Annotated in this window: 18 protein-coding genes; 13 read left to right on the top strand and 5 right to left on the bottom strand. The window is 61.0% G+C overall.

The genetic code is table 11. The annotated features are described in order from the left end of the window. Positions 1 to 18 precede the first annotated feature (18 nt). The 4 genes from GWG65_RS31255 to GWG65_RS31240 all read left to right on the top strand — a co-directional run bounded on the left by GWG65_RS31255 (position 19) and on the right by GWG65_RS31240 (position 4427). Entirely contained in the window at positions 19 to 1176 is a 1158-nt protein-coding gene (locus GWG65_RS31255) for an iron-containing alcohol dehydrogenase (protein WP_275199327.1), read from the top strand. A 5-nt stretch (positions 1177 to 1181) separates the two neighbouring features. After that, a complete protein-coding gene (locus GWG65_RS31250) occupies positions 1182 to 1643 on the top strand; it encodes a thioesterase family protein (protein ID WP_275199326.1) in 462 nt (153 codons plus the stop codon). A 4-nt stretch (positions 1644 to 1647) separates the two neighbouring features. Next, positions 1648 to 3111, top strand: a complete 1464-nt coding sequence (gabD, locus tag GWG65_RS31245; RefSeq protein ID WP_275199325.1) for an NADP-dependent succinate-semialdehyde dehydrogenase — start codon at positions 1648 to 1650, stop codon at positions 3109 to 3111. Positions 3112 to 3311: 200 nt separating this feature from the next. Then, on the top strand, positions 3312 to 4427 hold the full coding sequence (locus tag GWG65_RS31240) for an iron-containing alcohol dehydrogenase (RefSeq protein WP_275199324.1): 1116 nt from the start codon (positions 3312 to 3314) through the stop codon (positions 4425 to 4427). Between the two features lie 603 nt (positions 4428 to 5030). On the opposite strand, the gene GWG65_RS31235 is transcribed toward GWG65_RS31240, so the two are convergent. Then, positions 5031 to 5453, bottom strand: a complete 423-nt coding sequence (locus tag GWG65_RS31235) for a hypothetical protein (RefSeq protein WP_275199323.1) — start codon at positions 5451 to 5453, stop codon at positions 5031 to 5033. Positions 5454 to 5910: 457 nt separating this feature from the next. On the opposite strand from GWG65_RS31235, the gene GWG65_RS31230 reads away from it, so the two are divergent. Then, positions 5911 to 6279 (top strand): hypothetical protein, encoded by a 369-nt coding sequence (locus tag GWG65_RS31230; RefSeq protein WP_275199322.1) that lies wholly within the window; start codon positions 5911 to 5913, stop codon positions 6277 to 6279. 2 nt (positions 6280 to 6281) lie between these two features. On the opposite strand, the gene GWG65_RS31225 is transcribed toward GWG65_RS31230, so the two are convergent. Beyond that, positions 6282 to 7337, bottom strand: a complete 1056-nt coding sequence (locus tag GWG65_RS31225) for an AraC family transcriptional regulator (RefSeq protein ID WP_275199320.1) — start codon at positions 7335 to 7337, stop codon at positions 6282 to 6284. A gap of 228 nt (positions 7338 to 7565) precedes the next feature. Between GWG65_RS31225 and GWG65_RS31220 the strand changes: the two genes are divergently transcribed. Together GWG65_RS31220 and GWG65_RS31215 are read left to right on the top strand one after the other, a co-directional pair. Continuing rightward, positions 7566 to 8333: an enoyl-CoA hydratase/isomerase family protein gene (locus tag GWG65_RS31220; RefSeq protein ID WP_275199319.1), complete on the top strand. Its 768-nt coding sequence runs from the start codon at positions 7566 to 7568 to the stop codon at positions 8331 to 8333. Positions 8334 to 8335: 2 nt separating this feature from the next. After that, the gene (locus tag GWG65_RS31215; protein ID WP_275199318.1) at positions 8336 to 9547 is read left to right on the top strand and encodes a CaiB/BaiF CoA-transferase family protein; all 1212 of its coding nucleotides are present in this window, start codon (positions 8336 to 8338) and stop codon (positions 9545 to 9547) included. A gap of 136 nt (positions 9548 to 9683) precedes the next feature. On the opposite strand, the gene GWG65_RS31210 is transcribed toward GWG65_RS31215, so the two are convergent. The 3 genes from GWG65_RS31210 to GWG65_RS31200 all read right to left on the bottom strand — a co-directional run bounded on the left by GWG65_RS31210 (position 9684) and on the right by GWG65_RS31200 (position 11440). Then, entirely contained in the window at positions 9684 to 9941 is a 258-nt protein-coding gene (locus GWG65_RS31210) for a hypothetical protein (RefSeq protein ID WP_275199317.1), read from the bottom strand. A gap of 78 nt (positions 9942 to 10019) precedes the next feature. Further along, positions 10020 to 10529: a nuclear transport factor 2 family protein gene (locus GWG65_RS31205; RefSeq protein ID WP_275199316.1), complete on the bottom strand. Its 510-nt coding sequence runs from the start codon at positions 10527 to 10529 to the stop codon at positions 10020 to 10022. Positions 10530 to 10663: 134 nt separating this feature from the next. Next, positions 10664 to 11440: an SDR family oxidoreductase gene (locus GWG65_RS31200; RefSeq protein WP_275199315.1), complete on the bottom strand. Its 777-nt coding sequence runs from the start codon at positions 11438 to 11440 to the stop codon at positions 10664 to 10666. A gap of 1319 nt (positions 11441 to 12759) precedes the next feature. On the opposite strand from GWG65_RS31200, the gene GWG65_RS31195 reads away from it, so the two are divergent. From GWG65_RS31195 to GWG65_RS31170, 6 genes are all read left to right on the top strand, one after another. Further along, positions 12760 to 13866 carry an ABC transporter substrate-binding protein gene (locus GWG65_RS31195; RefSeq protein ID WP_275199314.1) on the top strand — a complete coding sequence of 369 codons (1107 nt, stop codon included), beginning with the start codon at positions 12760 to 12762 and terminating at the stop codon, positions 13864 to 13866. A 124-nt stretch (positions 13867 to 13990) separates the two neighbouring features. Continuing rightward, entirely contained in the window at positions 13991 to 14860 is an 870-nt protein-coding gene (locus GWG65_RS31190) for a branched-chain amino acid ABC transporter permease (RefSeq protein ID WP_275199313.1), read from the top strand. Beyond that, on the top strand, positions 14857 to 15723 hold the full coding sequence (locus tag GWG65_RS31185; RefSeq protein ID WP_275199312.1) for a branched-chain amino acid ABC transporter permease: 867 nt from the start codon (positions 14857 to 14859) through the stop codon (positions 15721 to 15723). Before GWG65_RS31190 ends, GWG65_RS31185 begins: the two co-directional genes overlap by 4 nt. Further along, positions 15720 to 16481, top strand: a complete 762-nt coding sequence (locus tag GWG65_RS31180) for an ATP-binding cassette domain-containing protein (protein WP_275199311.1) — start codon at positions 15720 to 15722, stop codon at positions 16479 to 16481. The genes GWG65_RS31185 and GWG65_RS31180 overlap by 4 nt, the downstream gene beginning before the upstream one ends. Beyond that, a complete protein-coding gene (locus GWG65_RS31175; protein WP_275199310.1) occupies positions 16468 to 17226 on the top strand; it encodes an ABC transporter ATP-binding protein in 759 nt (252 codons plus the stop codon). Before GWG65_RS31180 ends, GWG65_RS31175 begins: the two co-directional genes overlap by 14 nt. Next, positions 17223 to 17978 carry an IclR family transcriptional regulator gene (locus GWG65_RS31170; RefSeq protein WP_275199309.1) on the top strand — a complete coding sequence of 252 codons (756 nt, stop codon included), beginning with the start codon at positions 17223 to 17225 and terminating at the stop codon, positions 17976 to 17978. The genes GWG65_RS31175 and GWG65_RS31170 overlap by 4 nt, the downstream gene beginning before the upstream one ends.

Raw genomic sequence — 17978 nt, 5'->3', positions numbered from 1 at the left:
CGCTAGGAGAACGATCGAATGAATCCCTTTCAATTCAGGGCACCCACCATCGTATTTGCCAACAAGTCGGCAGCGCAGCTTTACGACCTTGTTGGCGGCTTACTCGGCGATAAAGTGCTTTTCGTCACCGATAGCGGCTTGCGCCGACTCGGGATTTGTGACGCGGCTATTGGCTCATTGGACCGGGCCGGGGCGAAGGTGGAGATCTTCAGCGACGTGGAGGCGGACCCTTCCTCAAGGACCGTCCTGCGAGCGGTCGATGATGGACGCTCGGCGGGCGTTACTGGCGTGGTTGGCTTCGGCGGCGGTTCGTCTCTCGATGTGGCCAAATTGGCTGCTTTGCTCTTGGGGTCGGGTGAAGACATTGACGGGGTCTGGGGCGTCGGAAATGCGAAAGGGCCGCGTTTACCACTCGTCCTGGTGCCGACAACGGCTGGAACGGGCTCTGAGGTCACACCCGTTTCCATCATTACAGTGGGCGAGGACGAAAAGCGCGGGGTCTCCTCGCCGATAATCCTGCCGGATATCGCAATTCTAGATCCAGAATTGACGGTCGGACTACCGCCGGCCATTACTGCGGCGACAGGTGTGGACGCGATGGTTCACGCGATCGAGGCCTACACATCCAAAAGCGGCAACAACAATCCGATCTCGCGAACGCTTGCGCGCGAAGCCCTCAAGCTTCTAGGGGCCAATATCGAACGAGCCGTGCTCGATGGAGCCGATCTCGAAGCCCGGGGTGCCATGCTATTGGGATCGATGCTGGCTGGTCAGGCCTTTGCCAATTCGCCTGTGGCCGCGGTTCACGCTCTTGCCTATCCAGTAGGCGGTACCTTCCACGTGCCGCACGGGCTGTCGAACTCTCTGGTATTGCCACATGTGTTGCGATTCAACGCGCCGGAGGCGGCCCATCTCTATGCGGAGATCGCCGCTGATGCGTTTCCCGAGATCGCAGAAGAGCCGAGCGTCCAGTCAAAGTGCGTGGCGTTCATTGAGGCGCTTGCATCGCTGTCGTCCCGGCTCGGGATGAGCACAAAGCTCCGCGATGTCGGCGTCGGCGAACGGCATCTTGCCCAGATGGCGAAGGATGCGATGAAGCAGCAGCGCCTTCTTGTGAACAATCCGCGCCCGGTGACAGAGAGCGATGCACTGGCGATCTATCGGGCCGCCTGGTGAGGCACATGGCGGCTCGATCTGCTCCCTCGCGGGCCTCCGACTACAAGGCGTGGCGCGCCATTACGACGCGCTGGCTGGATAATGACGCCTATGGGCACATGAACAATGTCGTTCACTATTCGCTGTTCGATAGTGCCGTGAACGGTTGGCTGATCGAAAAGAGCATGCTTGATATCAATGGCGGTGGCCAGATTGGTCTCGTCGTCGAGACGGGTTGCCGCTACTTCTCCGAGCTCGCGTTTCCCGACTTGATCAGGGTAGGTCTGCGAGCCGACCGGATCGGGACGTCGTCCGTGCGATACCGCATTGGGCTGTTTCGAAGCGATAGCGAGATTGCGGCCGCCGAAGGATATTTCGTGCACGTGTATGTCGATCGGAAGACGCGGCGGCCGAAACCGATTCCTGAATCGTTTCGCTGCGCTCTGAAGGAAATCTTGGTCTCGGATAATGGTGACGTCGCGGAGTGAGAGGATGACGGCTGTGAAATTAACTGACCCGACCCTGCTGCGCTCGCACTGTTACATCAGTGGCGCGTGGGTCTCCGCCCAAAACGCAGACACCATCAAGGTGACCAATCCAGCGACAGGCGATCTGGTGGGCTCAGTGCCGAGCATGACCGCGGGCGAGACGCGTCAAGCCATAGAGGCTGCGAACCGAGCCTTTCCAGCTTGGCGCGCCAAGACAGCGAAGGAGCGATCCTCCATACTGCGTAGATGGTTCGATCTGACGATGGCGAACCAAGAGGATCTCGCTATCATCATGACGGCAGAGCAGGGGAAGCCGCTTAGCGAAAGCCGCGGCGAAATCGCCTACGCGGCGAGTTTCATTGAGTGGTTTGCGGAGGAAGGCAAGAGAGTCTACGGCGATACAATTCCGCCATTTACGGCCGACCGCCGGATCGTCGTTCTGAAGCAGCCAATTGGGGTGTGCGCGGCCATCACTCCCTGGAATTTTCCTGCTGCGATGATTACCCGCAAAGCTGGACCAGCGCTCGCTGCGGGTTGTACGATGGTTTTGAAGCCTGCAAGTGCAACGCCTTTGTCTGCACTGGCGCTCGCGGCGCTTGCTGAGCGAGCCGGCGTGCCGGCAGGTGTTTTTTCGGTGATCACGGGCGCGGCTGGGGCCGTCGGCGGCGAAATGACGTCGAACCCTACCGTGCGAAAGCTGACTTTCACCGGCTCGACCGAGATCGGAAAACACCTCATTGCCCAAACTGCATCAACCGTAAAGCGTACCTCGATGGAGCTTGGAGGAAATGCGCCGTTCATCGTGTTCGACGACGCCGATATCGATGCCGCGGTGAGGGGCGCTATTGCTTCGAAGTACCGGAATGCTGGCCAAACCTGTGTGTGCGTGAATCGCATTCTTGCGCAAGACAACATCTACGACATCTTCGTTGCGCGTCTGTCGCAGGCTGTTCGTGACAATTTGAAGGTTGGGGACGGCTTCGAAGAAGGAGTAACGATCGGTCCGCTGATTGACATGGCCGCGGTCGAGAAGGTCGAGGAGCACATCACCGACGCGAGGTCCAAGGGTGCCAAGGTGGCAGTGGGTGGAAAGCGCCACGCTCGCGGCGGTACGTTCTTCGAACCCACTGTCCTGGCTGATGCGACGCCGGAAATGCTGATATTCCGTGAGGAGACCTTCGGCCCGGTCGCTCCCGTGTTTCGCTTTAAGAGCGAGCAAGAGGCCATCCAGCTCGCCAACGATACCGAGTTCGGGTTAGCCGCTTACTTCTATGGCCGTGATATTGGACGCGTCTGGAGGGTTGCCGAGGCACTCGAGTATGGGATAGTCGGCATCAACGATGGAATCATCTCGACCGAGGTCGCTCCATTCGGCGGGGTCAAGGAAAGTGGGAACGGCCGAGAGGGCTCCAAGTACGGCATCGAAGACTATCTTGAAATCAAATACCTCTGCATGGGAGGTGTCTGACCTTGGAGGGGCCGAACGATGCGTTGGGCGGTTGTAAACTGTGGCCTAGTGCAATGACGGTAATTGACTGGATCAGTGGCTAAGCCGTGTGCGATGTATGTGCCGGCACCTGCTCGCGGCTCCTTCGCGAATATTTGACAATGTCAGTGGGGAACGTGACGTAGCATCCTTCTCTGTGATTCCGGGAGTATTCGATTTCCATGATCTCTCTAGCATTTGGTGGATTGGCTCCGTTCGTTTTGGAAGCTGGTGTGGCGAATAAAATCGGCGCAAAGATTCAATCGTTAAGAGCTCAACGGCCTCTGATTCTGGCCGATCGCAAGTTGATCGCAACAGAAGAAATCGTCGCGAATATTCGCAAGGATTCTCACAGCGTAGCGATCACCGAATTCGACCTGGATGCCACGCCGGGTGCGGTAGAGTCTACCATCCACCTTGGCCGGTCGGCGAAGTCAGACGTCGTCATCGGGCTAGGTGACGACAATGCAATGGCCACCGCAAAATTTGCTGCGTGTGCCCTGGCGGGCTCTGGAGAGGTCGCGGATCTTCTCGAGGAGAGGCGCTTTGCCGAGAGGTTGCCGCTCATTTTGATCCCGGTTGGAGCGGGAGGCGGATCAGAAGTGTCAGCCACTGCTGTTTTGGTAACATCCTCTCGCCAGCGGAGCTCATTCTCATCGCCGAACTTGCGTCCGGATATGGCATTTCTGGATCCGGAGTTGGCGGCAAGTGTTCCTTGGCATGTAACGGCGGCAATTGTGATCCAAGCGCTCGTGCACGCCATAGAGGCGTATACCAGCCGCCACAGAAAAAATATGGTGGCAGATATGTTGGCGCGCAAGGCCATCAGCCTAATAGTTCCCAACCTCTCCGTGGTGATCGAAAGACCGGAGGATTTATCTGTTCGCGGCGAGATGCTGGTCGGAAGTGCGTTGGCAGGTGCCGCGCGTGCTAACGCCTCAGGCGGCGCAATCAGCGCTTTGGGCGCCCCTCTATGGGAACACTTCCACGTTTCACAAGGTGTCGCATGGGCACCGCTTCTTGCTCCCGTGTTGGACGTCAATGCGGAGAAGGCGCACGCGCAGTATGCTGAATTGGCAGCAATAGCCGGGGCAAAGCAGAACACGGCGTCGGCGTTCATTGATTGCATCCGAGAGGCGCTCGTGACATCGAACCTGTTTCTTCGTTTGCGTGATCTGGGCGTGTCAAGAGCGCATCTGGATCGTCTTACAGGGGAGGCGATGAAGGGCTCGGGCTCGAACTATCCACTCGAGGTCGACATATCGGAAGCCCGGAAACTGTACGAGCTCGCGTTCTAGGCGTGAATGGGCAAATGTGCATTGTCAGTAGACAATAGAACTGCGGTTATGGTGTCGAAGCGAAAATATGCGCGAAGTTCGCGTCCGTCCACCGAGGGGAGTGTACCCGACGCTCGTCGCGAGCCAGAAGGGATCGCGAACATTGCGCCTCATGTCGGCGACAATTTGAGCGCGGCCGTTCTTCTAAAATTGCGTGACGGTCCAAAGCGCCTGAGCAGACTGACACGCGAGTTGGCTGGGGTGGTATCGCAGCGTTCGTTGATATTGCTTTTGCGAAAGCTGGAAGGAGATGGGTTAGTGACTTCAACGATGTTCGCTGACATTCCTCCACGCGTCGAATGGGATCTGACGCGCATCGGCCATGGTTTGTCTGACGCAGGCATCGACTAGATCGAGTGCCCGGCTGAATCCGGATGTGTCCTCATCGACCGCTTCCACGCCGGCTTGAAACGGCAGGTGCTCTCGTCGGCAGAAAAGGGGCCTCCATTCAAATGCGGGGTGCGGGGAGCGGTCAGGGCCGGCGGAGCGGTCGCGGCTGGCGATAGCGCGCGGGTTCGGCTCCCGTCCCCTTCGTTTCGCGCGTTACCGGCCCTGTAGGACACTTCAGGAGGCGTTCGCCCTCGCTCGTTCGCGCGCCTCGCGCCGACGTTCGCGGCATTCGCGCCGCCGCTTGGCTCGATCAACGGGCTGCCGCAGCGGCGGAACCTGCGTCGCAGCGATTGTCGCAGCCGTAGCCCTCTCAACCAACGGCGCCTGGATCGGCTGGGGCGCAGCAGGGCGAGCTTCCATGAACTCAAGCACTGCCCGTCCCTTAGCCGTGATCTGCCATCCGCCGCTCATCCGTTCGACCAGCTTGTGGGAAAAGATGTCGAGATCGGGGACTCGGGCCGCAAGGCGCTTGGTCCGGTCCGCCCAATCGCGGCCACTGGTCGCGAGGATCGCCATGTCCCTCTTGAGGTCCTCCATGACGGCGAAGCCATCCGGATAGCTCACCAGAATCTTGAGGACCGTCACCTGGAAGTTCACGCCCCCTCCGGATCGATCAGCGCCACATCGTGGGTGCACGGGACAGCGCGTCGCGGCCGACCTCCCTGAGCCTGACGGGGAGAACTCGTCCCTGGTAGCAGCTTCCAGGATCTTCGATGCGAAGTGAGGAACCTGCTCCGATCTCGCGGTGCGAGACGCTTTCGCATACTTCGTCGAGGACCGCGCGCAAAAGCGCGGTGGTTGCCGTGTCGAACATGAGCTGCCCCAATAGGGAAAACCCCATCCTAGTCCGGTTTTGCCGGCTCGGGGATTCAGACATCGAGCTTCGCGAAAAAATGCCCTCGAATCTTAGGGAAGCAGGGGCGCCGGGGGGCGAGAGAGACGATCGCCGCGATGCAGCGGGCGTGCTCGGCGCGCCGCCCGGCTTCGGTCCATGCGAACGATTGGATTTCGAGCTCGAGATGGGATTTTACTCGCGGGCGACGATCAGCTCAGCATGCTGGAGTTCGCGAATGGCGGGTCGAAGCCTGTCGTGCTTTCCAACAGCGAGCAGAGGCGATTTCTGCAGGACGGCAATGAGATCACATTCCGGGGCAAGTGTCACCGATCGGGATACGCCTCGATTGGTTTGGCTCCTGTGTCGGGACGATCTAGGCCGCCGAACTCGTCGCTGGCGGCACGACATCCGGCTGACGCGCAGGGAGATGTGAGATGGAGTGCCGGGCCCCTTGTATACGCGGCGCTCATTTCACCGTTCCTCGAGCTGGACGAGGTGCGCCATGGTCAGCTACTGACGGCCTTGGCGGCTGTCTCGACGCTGATCCTGGTGACGCTGATTTCCAACCTGGTCAGGATGATGGCCTAATTCTACCGCATCCGCGCGGGGTTGCGGAAATCGGTCGGCGAGCGGTCGGTCCATTTCTTGAAGGCTTTGCGAAAGCTAGTCGCGTCGGCGAAACCGATGCGCTCGGCCACCTGGTCGATACTCATATGCGTATTCTCGAGCAGCTCGGTCGCGAGCGACCGGCGCATCTCGTCGACGATGGATTGATAGGACAGTCCGCCGTCCGACAACCGTCGGTGAAAGGTCCGTAACGAGAGGCCGAGCTGGGAGGCGATTTCAGAGGCTGGCGGGAATCGGTTCGGGCTGTTCAGGCAGGCAGCACGAATGCGCCGCACGAGGTCGGATTCGCCGGGGTGTTCGGTCAATACCGTGTCGCAGACTTGCTGGCAAATCTTCGCGGTGATCGGGTTGGCATTCGGACAGGGCAGATCCAGGACCTTGGCATCGAAGTGCCACTCCATCCGATCCGCATCGAAATCGATCGGGCAGTTGAACAGGCGTTCGTAGTTGCGCCAATGGACCGGGGGCGGGAACGGGAAGATCATGCGTTTGGTCGGGAACGGCAGTTCGAGGACGCGACTGAACAGCACGGTCATCGAGCTTCGCCAGAACTCCGCGGCAAACGGCAACAATTCGCCGAGCGTGTCGAGACCGTGGCTTCTCAGGATGGCGGTCGTCCCGCCCTCAATGCGGAAGCTGATCTGCCGAACGGCCGGGCCCGCCATGGTCACATGATCGAGCGAGAAGTGCAGCGCATCTCCGAACGCGGGACTCGAGACCATCGCGTATCCATAAATGCCGTAGTCGCTGATCCTCTGCCTGGCGCCGGCTAAAAGCCCGACGTCGGAGCGCTTCGCGAGCCTCATGGCGTTCCGGTAGATTGCGAGCCGCTGGCGATGCGAGATGCGGGCATAGGCATCCTCAAGCTGCGCCGGGTCGACGCCGGTCCGCGCGAAGAGATCCCGGACCGAGATGCCTTCCGCCCCGAGCTCCGCGGCCAGCGCCGCTAGGCCCAGAAGGTTCTGGGTCGGGGCGTCGAGGTCGCCCGAGATCGGAGTCACGAGTTTGATCAGCTTCATCAGATCGACTTGTCTGGCACGGATTGACCTACGGCTAATGTCAATAAAGCCATGTTTGGCAGTGATTGACATCATAATTGGCAGACCCTGACGTTGTCACTTCCCTTCCGTGCGACCAGATTTCACTGGAAATAGACGGCCGAAGGCCTACGGCAGCCGCCGTGAAACGAGGAAGCGTTCATCGGTCGGGCCCGGACCCCGGGTCTTTGACTGTTCGGAGGAAGACGGATGACCACAGTTGCTCACGAAATCGACGGGAAGGTCGGCGTGGTGACGCTCGCGAAGCCGCCGCACAATTTGATCGACGACAGATTGGTCGAAGATCTTATGGCTGCGTATAACGCGGTCGTCAGCGGCGGCTGCCGCGCGATCCTGCTGCGCAGCTCGATGCGCCATTTCTGTGCCGGCGCTGAAATGGCGTCCTGGGGCACCGGGACGACCATACATACCGACAAGCCTCGGTTCGAGGCCATGCTTCATGCCCTCGAAGACGTTCCCGTGCCCACGGTGGCGGCCGTGAACGGCGGCGCCCTTGGAGGGGGCCTCGAGATCGCGCTGACCTGCGACATGATCCTCGCGGCCGACACCGCTTTCTTCGGTCAGGTCGAGGTCGCGGTGGGCCTTTTGCCTTTGCTCGGCGGTACACAGCGGCTCGCGCAGCGGGCCGGCGTCGCGCGCGCGAAGGAGATCGCCATGCTCGGCCGCCGCCACACGCCGGAGGCGTTCGAGCGTTGGGGCATCATCAACCTCGTGGTGCCGGAATCCGAATTGGGATCGGCGTCGTTGACCTGGGCGCGGCAGCTTGCCGCGGGCCCGACACAGGTGATCAAGGGCATCAAGATGCAGGCCAACCTCGAGGCACGCGGTGGAATCGGGGCGGCCGACGCGCGACAGATCGAGATCAACGAGATGATCTGGGAGGCCAGGGACCGTCAGCGCGGTGCCGAGGCGTTCTTCGCCACGGGCCCGGCAACTGCCGTGTTCCAGGGAGATTGACCGTGTCTGCTGCTCCCCTGGAAGGCGTGCGGGTGGTCGACTTCACCCGGGTCCTGGCGGGCCCACACTGCACCAAGGCGCTTCGTGATCTGGGCGCCGACGTCATCAAGATCGAGCCACCGTCCGGCGACCTCGGACGCGTCGGTCTGCCCTATGTCAGCGGCATCGGTCTGTATTATGTCCAGCAGAATGCCGGGAAACGAAATCTGAGCCTCGACTTGAACTATCCCGAGGCGCGCGAGATCGTCACGCGGCTGTGTCGCGAGGCGGACGTCATCGTCGAGAATTTCCGGCCCGGCACGCTCGCCCGCTTCGGCTTCGGCTACGAGCATGTAAAGGCGTTCAATCCGAGCGTTGTCTACGTGTCCCTGAGCGGATACGGACAATCGACCTCCTGGAAAAATCGGCCGGCCTTTGCGCCCACGGTGCAGGCGGAGACCGGCCTAACCGCGATCGTCCAAGAGCATTTCGGCGAGGCGCTATCCGAGCCGCGCGGCGACTCCTGCAGCCATGCGGACGTCTACACCGGATTGCAGGGAGTGATCGCCGTGCTCGCGGCCTTGCAGCATCGCAACCGGACGGGCGAGGGTCAGCACGTCGACGTCTCCATGGCGGCCACTATGCTGTCAGTGAACGAGCGCGCGGGGGCGCTGTTGTCGGAGATCGACACCTATGGCGAGCCCATCGCGTTGTCAGCCAACGAATCCCACATCTACGAGATGGCTGACGGCACCCAGTTGACGATCGCAGGAAGTCCGATCTACTCGCCGATGTTCACGCGCTTCTGCGCGATGATGAGGCGAAGCGACCTCCTGACCGATCCACGCTATGCGACCGCAAAGCTGCGCCGCGAAAACCTAACGTCATTGCTCACCGAAGTTCGGGCATGGCTCGCGACGTTTGCCAATCTCGAGCAATTGCAGGCGCAAGTCAGCGAATCCGGCCTTGCTGTCGGCCGCGTTCGGACCGTCAACGAGTTCGCGAGATCAGACTGGATCAAGGAGTGGAACGCTGTCGTGGAAGTTGACGATAGAAACGGCGGCTCGTTGCGCATGCCAGGCAATCCATGGATCTTCAGCAGCTCCGAGCTGCCGGCGCCCGGCGCACCGGCGTACCAGGGCGAGCACAACGAAGAGATATTGAATGAACTAAGAATTCCGCAAGAACGAGTACGCGATATGCAGCAGAAGAACATCATTCTGAGCCGCCGTTGAAGTGGGTGGCAAGATAGCTGCGACTCTTGGGGACAGGGGAGTAGCTGGAGCGGGGTCGTTGGGCTATCGGCCATCCTTGTCCGAGTTGATCAGGGAGACCGAAGGCGCGCTCGCTTTGAGTCCTGACTGATCATCATTACTTTTCCGCTTTTGGCGTGTTCGCGGAGGCACCGGACACCGGACGGCACGCGACCAGGTGATCAGCCCTGCTTTTCAGGATCAGATGATCGCAGACGCCCATATCAGCGAGGTCGAGACCAAGCCCACGGGCCATACCCCCTTTGTGACCGATCCAGCCGCTCTCGTCGCCGTGATCAACAAACTCGCGCGTTAGCAGCGGCCGCCGGTGCGCTTTCTGAACGCGCGCCGATACAGTCAATTCCGGCCGGGTCACGCGTGCCCGGCTGGATCATTGAGGGAGAGCCTTCTCCCGCGCGCCGGTCGGTCGATGGGTTCAAGATCCATCAAGTGTCTAGAAATGAAACACCTTGTCCTCGGAGACATTCTCGACCCGCTTGTGGCGGACGCGCCAGTCGCCGGCTGACGTCCTGGTAAGCCGATCCGTGACCATCGCGTAGGAGATCAGCTTGGGCAGATGCTCGTCGTATTCCATGATCTCCATGGGAGCGGCCTTGAGTTTGCCGGCCTGGCTCGATGGAGCAATACGGATGAGCAGGATGTAGTAGGTGACGACGATGTCGTCGTCAGGCCCGGCGTCGATCACATGGTTGCAATTGTGCCGCCGGACGCCGTGGGTGATGGGCTCGTAGGCCTTTAGGAAAGTCGCCAATTCCACCTTGCCGGTACTTCGACCAAGCGGGTGATCAACGATCACATCGTCGGAGAACGCGGCGAGCAGTTCCTCCGGTCGCCAGCGGTCGAACAAGAAGTTGACTCGGTTCACGAAATCGATGGCCTCGAATCGCGTATCGGCGTCGATGCGTCGCCTCGATTGAGCGGGAAGTCCATCGCTGGTGCTCATGAAGAGATCCTCTCATGGTTTGTGGGGCTCATCGTCGATGAGCGATCCGCGCGACGTTGATCGGCGTCCCTTGGCCTGATGTTCTTCAACGATTGAAGGCCGGATAATTCGGCGGGACGCATTTCGAGTGTGCGCTAGACGAGCGAGTCCACGACGCCGCCATCGACCCTCAGCGCAGCACCGGTTGTGGCGGACGCAAGGGAGGACGCGACGTAGACCACCATGTTCGCGACTTCGTCGACCGTTGCCGGCCGCTGGATGATGGAGGTGGGCCGATGCGTTTTGACGAAGTCGGTGCCAACCTCTTCGAAGGATCGCTCGGCCGTGACATGCCCCTTGAGCATCTCGGCGGCGCCTTCCGACATGGTCGGGCCAGGCAGCACGGAGTTCACCGTCACTCCTGTGCCAGCCGTGCGCTTGGCAAGACCACGCGCGACAGCCACGTCGGCGGTCTTGCTCACGCCGTAGTGGATCATCTCGACGGGAATGTTGAAGGCGGATTCCGAACCGAGGAAGATGAACCGCCCCCATGACTTGGTAGCCATTTTCGGAAGGTAGGCGCGGGCCAGACGCACGCCGGCCATGACGTTGACCTGCCAGTGGCGATCCCAAGTCGCATCGTCAGTTTCGAAGAAATCGAGGGGCTGAAAGATGCCGAGATTGCTGACAACAATATCCGGCGCGGGCTCGGCCTGGATCAATGCCCTACACCCGTCGGCGCTCGCGAGGTCAAGCGCATGCCCGCGCGCCCGGCCACCAAGGCGCGCCACCGCTGCATCGACCTTCTGCTTGGAGCGGCCATTGATGATCACTTCTGCGCCGGCATCGTGAAGTCCGCGGGCGATCGCGAATCCGATGCCCTCGGTAGACCCGGTGACGAGGGCGACTTTGCCTGAAAGATCAATGTTCAACTTGCTTCTCCTGGAGAACTTGAACTGGGACGGGTTGCACAACTGGGTGCGCCGCTCCGGTGCTCCTGTCGTTGCACGACACCCACTCTTGGGAGGATACTCGTGAACTGACGATCCGTTGGCGACCGGCGGCGGCTTCGCGCTATGCCGCGGCCGGAAGCATCGACGCGAGGAACGCTTCCACCGACTTTGGATCCGCCGCAAAGGACGCTGCGGCATCGCGAGACAGCCGGCCAGGAAAGACTCGATTTCTTCGGCCTCCAGTGCGGCAAGCGTCTCGGCCGCAACGTCTCGGGGTGAGACTTTAGGCTGGTCCGTCCACGACGCCATGGGCGTGTCGACTTGAACGGGCAGGCTTGCCAAAACTGCGGTCTTGTTCGCCGCCAGCTCTGCGTGAGGCTGCGTGACAGTGCAAGTTCGGCCGACTTCGATGCGCAGTACGTCCCCATCAGAGGCAGGGTGGCCAGCGCAAGGAATGAGACTATGTTGACGATCGCTCCGCCTCCGTTGGCAGCAAGTGCCGGTGCGAAGGCATGGGCCATGCGCAGCACCCCGAAATAGTTAACGTCCATCTCCCGACGGGCTTCGAATATTGCGTCCTTGGAAAGCGCACCCCTGATGCCGCAGTAACCGGCATTGCCCGAAATAGTGGGAATCGCAATGTAGCGGACCTCTGGCTCGAACCCGCGACCGCTCCCAGGGCAAGGCGAGCGTGATCAGGCGCCCTGGCGTTTCGATTCTAATATTGCCAACGGATCGGCCGACCGATCCACCCGTACAGGCCGCTGCCTTAAAGAGCAATTTGAGATGGTTGCATGTCCCCGCAACCACTTTCGTTATAACTCACTCATCGTCCCGGTCTAATCGACGGGATGGCTTTGGCTTTTTGAGGAACGCGCCGGCACGCCGCATGAACTCGACGGCGCTGCTTGCGCCGATCGTGGATGCTGTGTCGACGTGTTCGACGTCAGCACGCGAGGTTCTCCAAGGCTAGCCTTCGAGGGATCCTTGCCGATCCAAATTGGGCCGAGCGGGCGCGGAACGCGCCGGCCGCTCAAGCGCCTTTGCGGTCGCGGCCGCCAATCAGCTCATCTACCCCCGGCAAGCGAAACTCTTGCGCTCGGCGAACAGCAGGTTTGTTGAATGTGCCGAAAATTTCATCGTGCCTGCTCATTACACAATACTTGACATGCATTTCCGCTTGATGAAAGTAGTATCCACTAGATGGGAATATGTCTTTGGAGCCGCCGGCGGGAACCGCGGGTGGAGTTCGCCGAAAGCTAGAGAGGATGAGTCAGATGGCCCGTTTCGGAATTGCGTTGCTGATCGGCGCCGCGATTTTTGCTGTGGCCGCGGGAAGCCCGGCCCAGGCCGAAGTCAAGGTCGGGTTCCACGCGCCGCTAACCGGCTTTGCGGCTGCCGATGGCAAGTCGGCCAGTGTCGCGGCTCAGCTTGCGGTGGAGGATATCAATGCAACCGGCGGGCTCGCCGGGGAGAAGGTGGTCCTGGTGTCGTACGACGACCAGGCTCAGCCCGCTCAATCCATCGCGATTGCCAACAAGCTCATTGCCCAGGATGGCGTTAGTTTCGCCGTTTCGGGAACCTACTCAGAGCCGACCCGGGCAGCCGCGACGGTCTTTCAGGAAGGATCGGTCCCTTATATCGCGGCATACGCCACCCATCCGGCCATCACCGCAGCCGGCCCTTATGTTTTTCGTCCGTTCAAGATCGGACCTCCGCAGGGTGCGGCCGCAGCGCGCTTCATCGTCGAGGATTTGAAACTCAAGCGCGTGTCAGTTGTCTCCGTTGACAACGACCACGGCCAAACTGCCCTGAGCGGCTTCAAACCAGCAGCCGAGAAGCTGGGCCTCGAAATCGTCGGCGCCTACACGTTCGGCATGAAGGACCGTCAGTTCGGTCCGATCGTTGCGAGCGTGAAGCGTGATAATCCCGACGTGATCTACGTCGCCGGATATTTCTTCCATGGCGCCCCGCTGGCCATCCAGCTCCGTGCAGCCGGCGTGACTGCCCCGATCGTCGGCACGCAGGGTTTCGAATCGCAGGAACTGATCTCGATCGCCGGCGCGGCAGCTAACGGCATCTATGTTATCAACGGCATGAATCGCGACAACCCCAATCCGAAGTACAAGTCGTTCATGACGCGGTTGACCGAGCGTGGTGGAGCTGAAGCTACCGGCGTCGCGTCGGCGGTCTATTCAGCTTTCATGCTGCTTCAGGATGCCGCAAAGCGCGCTGGGTCGATCGACCGTACCAAGGTTCGCGAAGCGCTCGCGGCCACGACCAACTTCCCGCACTTCTATGGCACCTTGCAGGCTTTCAATGCCGATCGGGACGGACAACTGCCAAGCCCGGTGATCATGGTCAAGAATGGCAAGTTCGTCTTCGTGGCGAACATCGCGAACTAGTTGCTTCCGTGCCGGCAGCCGGCAAAAGGCCGGACAAATGATGTCGATCCGACCGTAGGCTCGGGCAGTCAGAGATCAACCAGGAAATTGCCTGGGCACGCGGCCACTGAAGGCAAGTGAAGACATGTATTACGTTGAACTGGCGGTCCAGGGTCTGATCTACGGCAGCATGTATGCCCTGATGGCCCTTGGGTTGACTTTGATCTACGGCCTTCTGAGGGTGCTTCACATCGCACATGCCGCGGTGTTCACCCTCGGTGCCTATGTCGGCGTTATCACCGCCAACGCCACCGGATCGCTCTGGATTGCGTTTCCCGCGGCGATCCTCGCCGCGGTGCTGGCGGGAATTGCTATCTACCGCCTGGTCTATGCGCCGCTGCTGGATCGACCCCCGCTGGTGCCCCTGATCGCCTCGGTCGGATTGCTGATCTTGCTGGAAGACCTGTTTCGAATCGTGTTCGGCAACCAGGGCATCGCCTTCAACGAAAATCCGTATGTCTACATGACCGTAACGATCGGCGGGCTGAGCATCGGCGTGCTTCAGCTGGCGATGTTTGTTGGATCCGTTGCCAGCCTCTCCGCCTTTGCGGCCTTTGTTGCGTTCAGCCGCACGGGAGCTGCATGGCGCGCGACCCTTGGTAATCCGCAAATGGCCACCAGCTTCGGCGTGAGCGTGGCGCAAGTCCGTTATCTGAATTTTGCCATTGGTTCGGCCTTCGCTGGCCTCGCCGGCGTCCTCATTGCGCTGCTCAACAATTATGCCGAACCAGGCATGGGTACGATTGTCAGCTACAAGACTCTCGCAATCATCGTGTTGGGTGGTCTTGGCAGCATGCGCGGCGCGCTGATCGGAAGTCTGCTGCTCGGTGTGATCGAGTCGTACGGCACGGTGTACCTTAGCGGCGGCGTCGACCGCGACGCCATCGCTGCTCTCTGCCTCATTGCGATCCTGATGTTCCGCCCCGAGGGTCTGGCGAAAAGGATCGCGGCATGAACGGGTATCTCGTCAGCCTCGTTCCGCTAATCGGCGTCAATGCCATCCTTGCGCTCGGGCTCAATATCATTGCCGGTTTCTGCGGTCAGATCAGCTTGGGGCAGGCGGCGTTCTATGGAATCGGCGCTTACGCGGCGGCGTTGATGGCGCTCGCCGGCCTGCCGTTCTGGCTTACGCTACCGTTGGGGGCGCTGACAGCGGGTGTCTTCGGCCTCGTCGTCGGCCTCGTCTCGCTGCGCGTCCGGGAAGATTTCCTGGCCATCACGACGATGGCTGTCGGCTTCCTGTTCCTCGGTCTGGTCCGCAAGAGCGCGTTGTTCGGTGGCGAAGTGGGACTCACCGGCATTCCCCCAAGCGGCCTCGGTCCGCAAGGTTATGCGCTGCTGGTCGTTGGATTGGTTGCTGCGACAGTCGCACTCAGCATCTACATGAAGGCGAGTTGGCTCGGCTTCGCCTTCGCCTCAATCGCCGAAGACGAGGGCGCCGCCCGCGCGCTTGCGGTCCCGGTGCCGCACTACAAGCTCGCAGCTTTCTTCATCGGCAGCGCGCTTTCGGGACTGGCTGGCGCCATCTACTGCTACTATGCGCGATTTATCACGCCGGACACGTTCAGCTTCCTGGTTTCGGTGTCCATCCTGGCCATGGTGGTCATCGGCGGCATTGGGTCGACCTGGGGAGTCCTGCTTGGCGCCGTCGCCCTGACGCTACTTCCCGAGATATTTCGTTTTGCTGGTGAATACCGGCAATTCCTGTTCGGCCTTGCGCTGCTGATGGTGATGCGATTTAGCCCGGCCGGCCTGTTCGGCATGCTGTCGAGGCTGGTTCCCGCAAGGCTCGGCAATTTGAGAAAGGCCCGCGCATGACGGCCATTCTCGAAGCGCGCGGCGTCACCATCTCGTTCGGTGGCATCAAGGCCGTCCAGGACGTCGCGCTAACGGTTTCAAAGGGCGAACTGCTGGGGTTGATCGGCCCCAACGGCGCCGGCAAGACGACGTTCCTGCGCCTACTCACCGGCATCCTGCGGCCGCATGAGGGCCAGATCCTGCTCGGGGATGTCGATGTCACGCATCGTTCGGTAGATCGTCGTGCACGCGCCGGCCTTGCAGTGACGCATCAGATTGTCCGGCCATTTCGCGCGATGACAGCCGTCGAGAACGTGATGCTTGCTGCCGGCCACGGTTTCACCAGGTCGCCGCTTCGCGCCTTTCTGCACGTCAGCCGCGTCGCTGCCGAAAGGCGAGCCATGCAGCTGTTGGAACGCGTGGGTATCGCCGATGTCGCGAGACGGCTTGCGGGCACCTTGCCGCTCGGCCAATTGAAACGCCTCGAGGTCGCACGCGCGCTGGCGCTTGACCCGCAGCTTCTACTGCTCGACGAGCCGCTCGCAGGACTCAACCAAAACGAGGCGAGCCGCCTGAGTGATGTGATCACCGAGCTGAACCGCGACGGGATCACCATCGTCCTGGTGGAACACAGGCTCGTCGAAGTGCTGCGGATCGTCGATCGTCTCGCCATGCTAGACAAGGGCCGACTGCTTGCCGTTGGCGCGCCGACGGCGGTGATGCAGCGCGCCGATGTTCGGGCGGCCTATCTCGGAGGCGCTGACGATGCTGGAGATTGAAGATCTCACCTGCACCTACGGCTCGGTGGTGGCCGCCTCGCAGGTGTGCCTATCGGTCAAGGCCGGCGAGATCCTCGCCCTCGTCGGTTCGAACGGCGCGGGCAAGACCTCGACGATCATGGCTACGATGGGACACGTGCGTATCACGGGTGGCTCGATCATGCTTGACGGCGTCGACGTCACCCGGCTTGGACCGCGGCATCGTGCGCGGCTGGGAATGGCTGTGGTGCCGGAAGGCCGCCGGCTCTTTGCCGATATGACCGTTGATGAAAACCTCACCGTCGGCGGCTATACCCGGACAAAACCGGCGGCGCGGCAGGCGCGCGAGCGAGCCTATGCGTTGTTTCCGCGGCTTGCCGAGCGGCGTCGTCAGATCGCCGGCTCAATGTCCGGTGGCGAGCAACAGATGCTCGCGATCGGCCGGGCCCTGATGGTGTCGCCAAAAGTCCTCCTCATCGATGAGCTGTCCCTCGGACTGATGCCCAAGATCATCGACCTCTGCATGGAGACCATCGTTCGGCTCAAGCGCGAGGGAATAGCCATCGTCTTGGTCGAGCAGAATACCGACCGTGCGCTCGAGGTCGCTGATGCTGTGGTCGTGTTGGCCTCGGGACGCGTCGTCAAGGCTGGAACGCCTGAAATGATCCGCGCCGATGACACATTCTTCCAGACCTATATTGGCCTTGACGGCGGACAGGCCGTCCGCAACCAGGTCGAAGCGAATGTGGAGCAAAGATCGTCATGACGATCGCAGGAACAGCAAACGACGAGATCGAGCCGAAGGCTCAGGATCGCACGACAGTCCGAGCGGTGGAGCGAGCCTTCGAATTGCTCGGTTGCTTTAGTCCGGAACAGACGACTTTGACGTTGAGCGAGGCCGCCCGCGCCGTCGACCTCCCGATCAGCACTGTTTCGCGTCTGCTTGGGACCCTGGAGACAATCGATTTCGTCCGTCGCCTTCCAGATGGGCGGTACATGCCCGGTGGCCGTCTCCTAAGGATAGGCGTCGTCGCGCTCCACGGCGTTGACCTTTACGATCTGTCGGCCCTGCATCTCGAACGGTTGGCAAAGCAGACGGGCGAAACCGCCAATCTCGGCATCCCGGTTGCAGGCGACCAGGTGCTCTATCTTCGTCAGGTGCTGAGCCAGCATTCGATCCGCCACGGGTCGTGGATCGGGCGCGCCGTACCAATCGCAGGGACCGCCATCGGTGCCGCGATCAACGGACGCTCCGGACGAGAGGGCTATAGTACGACCCGCGTCACCATCGAGCCTGATGTGACGGCGCTGGCGGCTCCGGTGTTTGGCGCAGACGGCCAGATCGTCGCGGCGCTCAGCGTGACCGGTCCGAGCTATCGGATGGACGATGCGGTGGTGCAGCGTGCTGGCGCCTTGCTGGTGCGGGAAGCGCGCGAGATGTCTTCCCACCTCGGAGCGCCACGCGATCTTGCTTCAACTCCAATCGCCGCTCCAGAGACGCATCGTTCAAAGGCATGA

Source organism: Bradyrhizobium sp. CSA207, from assembly GCF_029051685.1.
Classification (GTDB): Bacteria; Pseudomonadota; Alphaproteobacteria; order Rhizobiales; family Xanthobacteraceae; genus Bradyrhizobium.
Note: the sequence above shows the minus strand (reverse complement) of the source record. Positions and strands in the feature narration are given on the sequence as shown.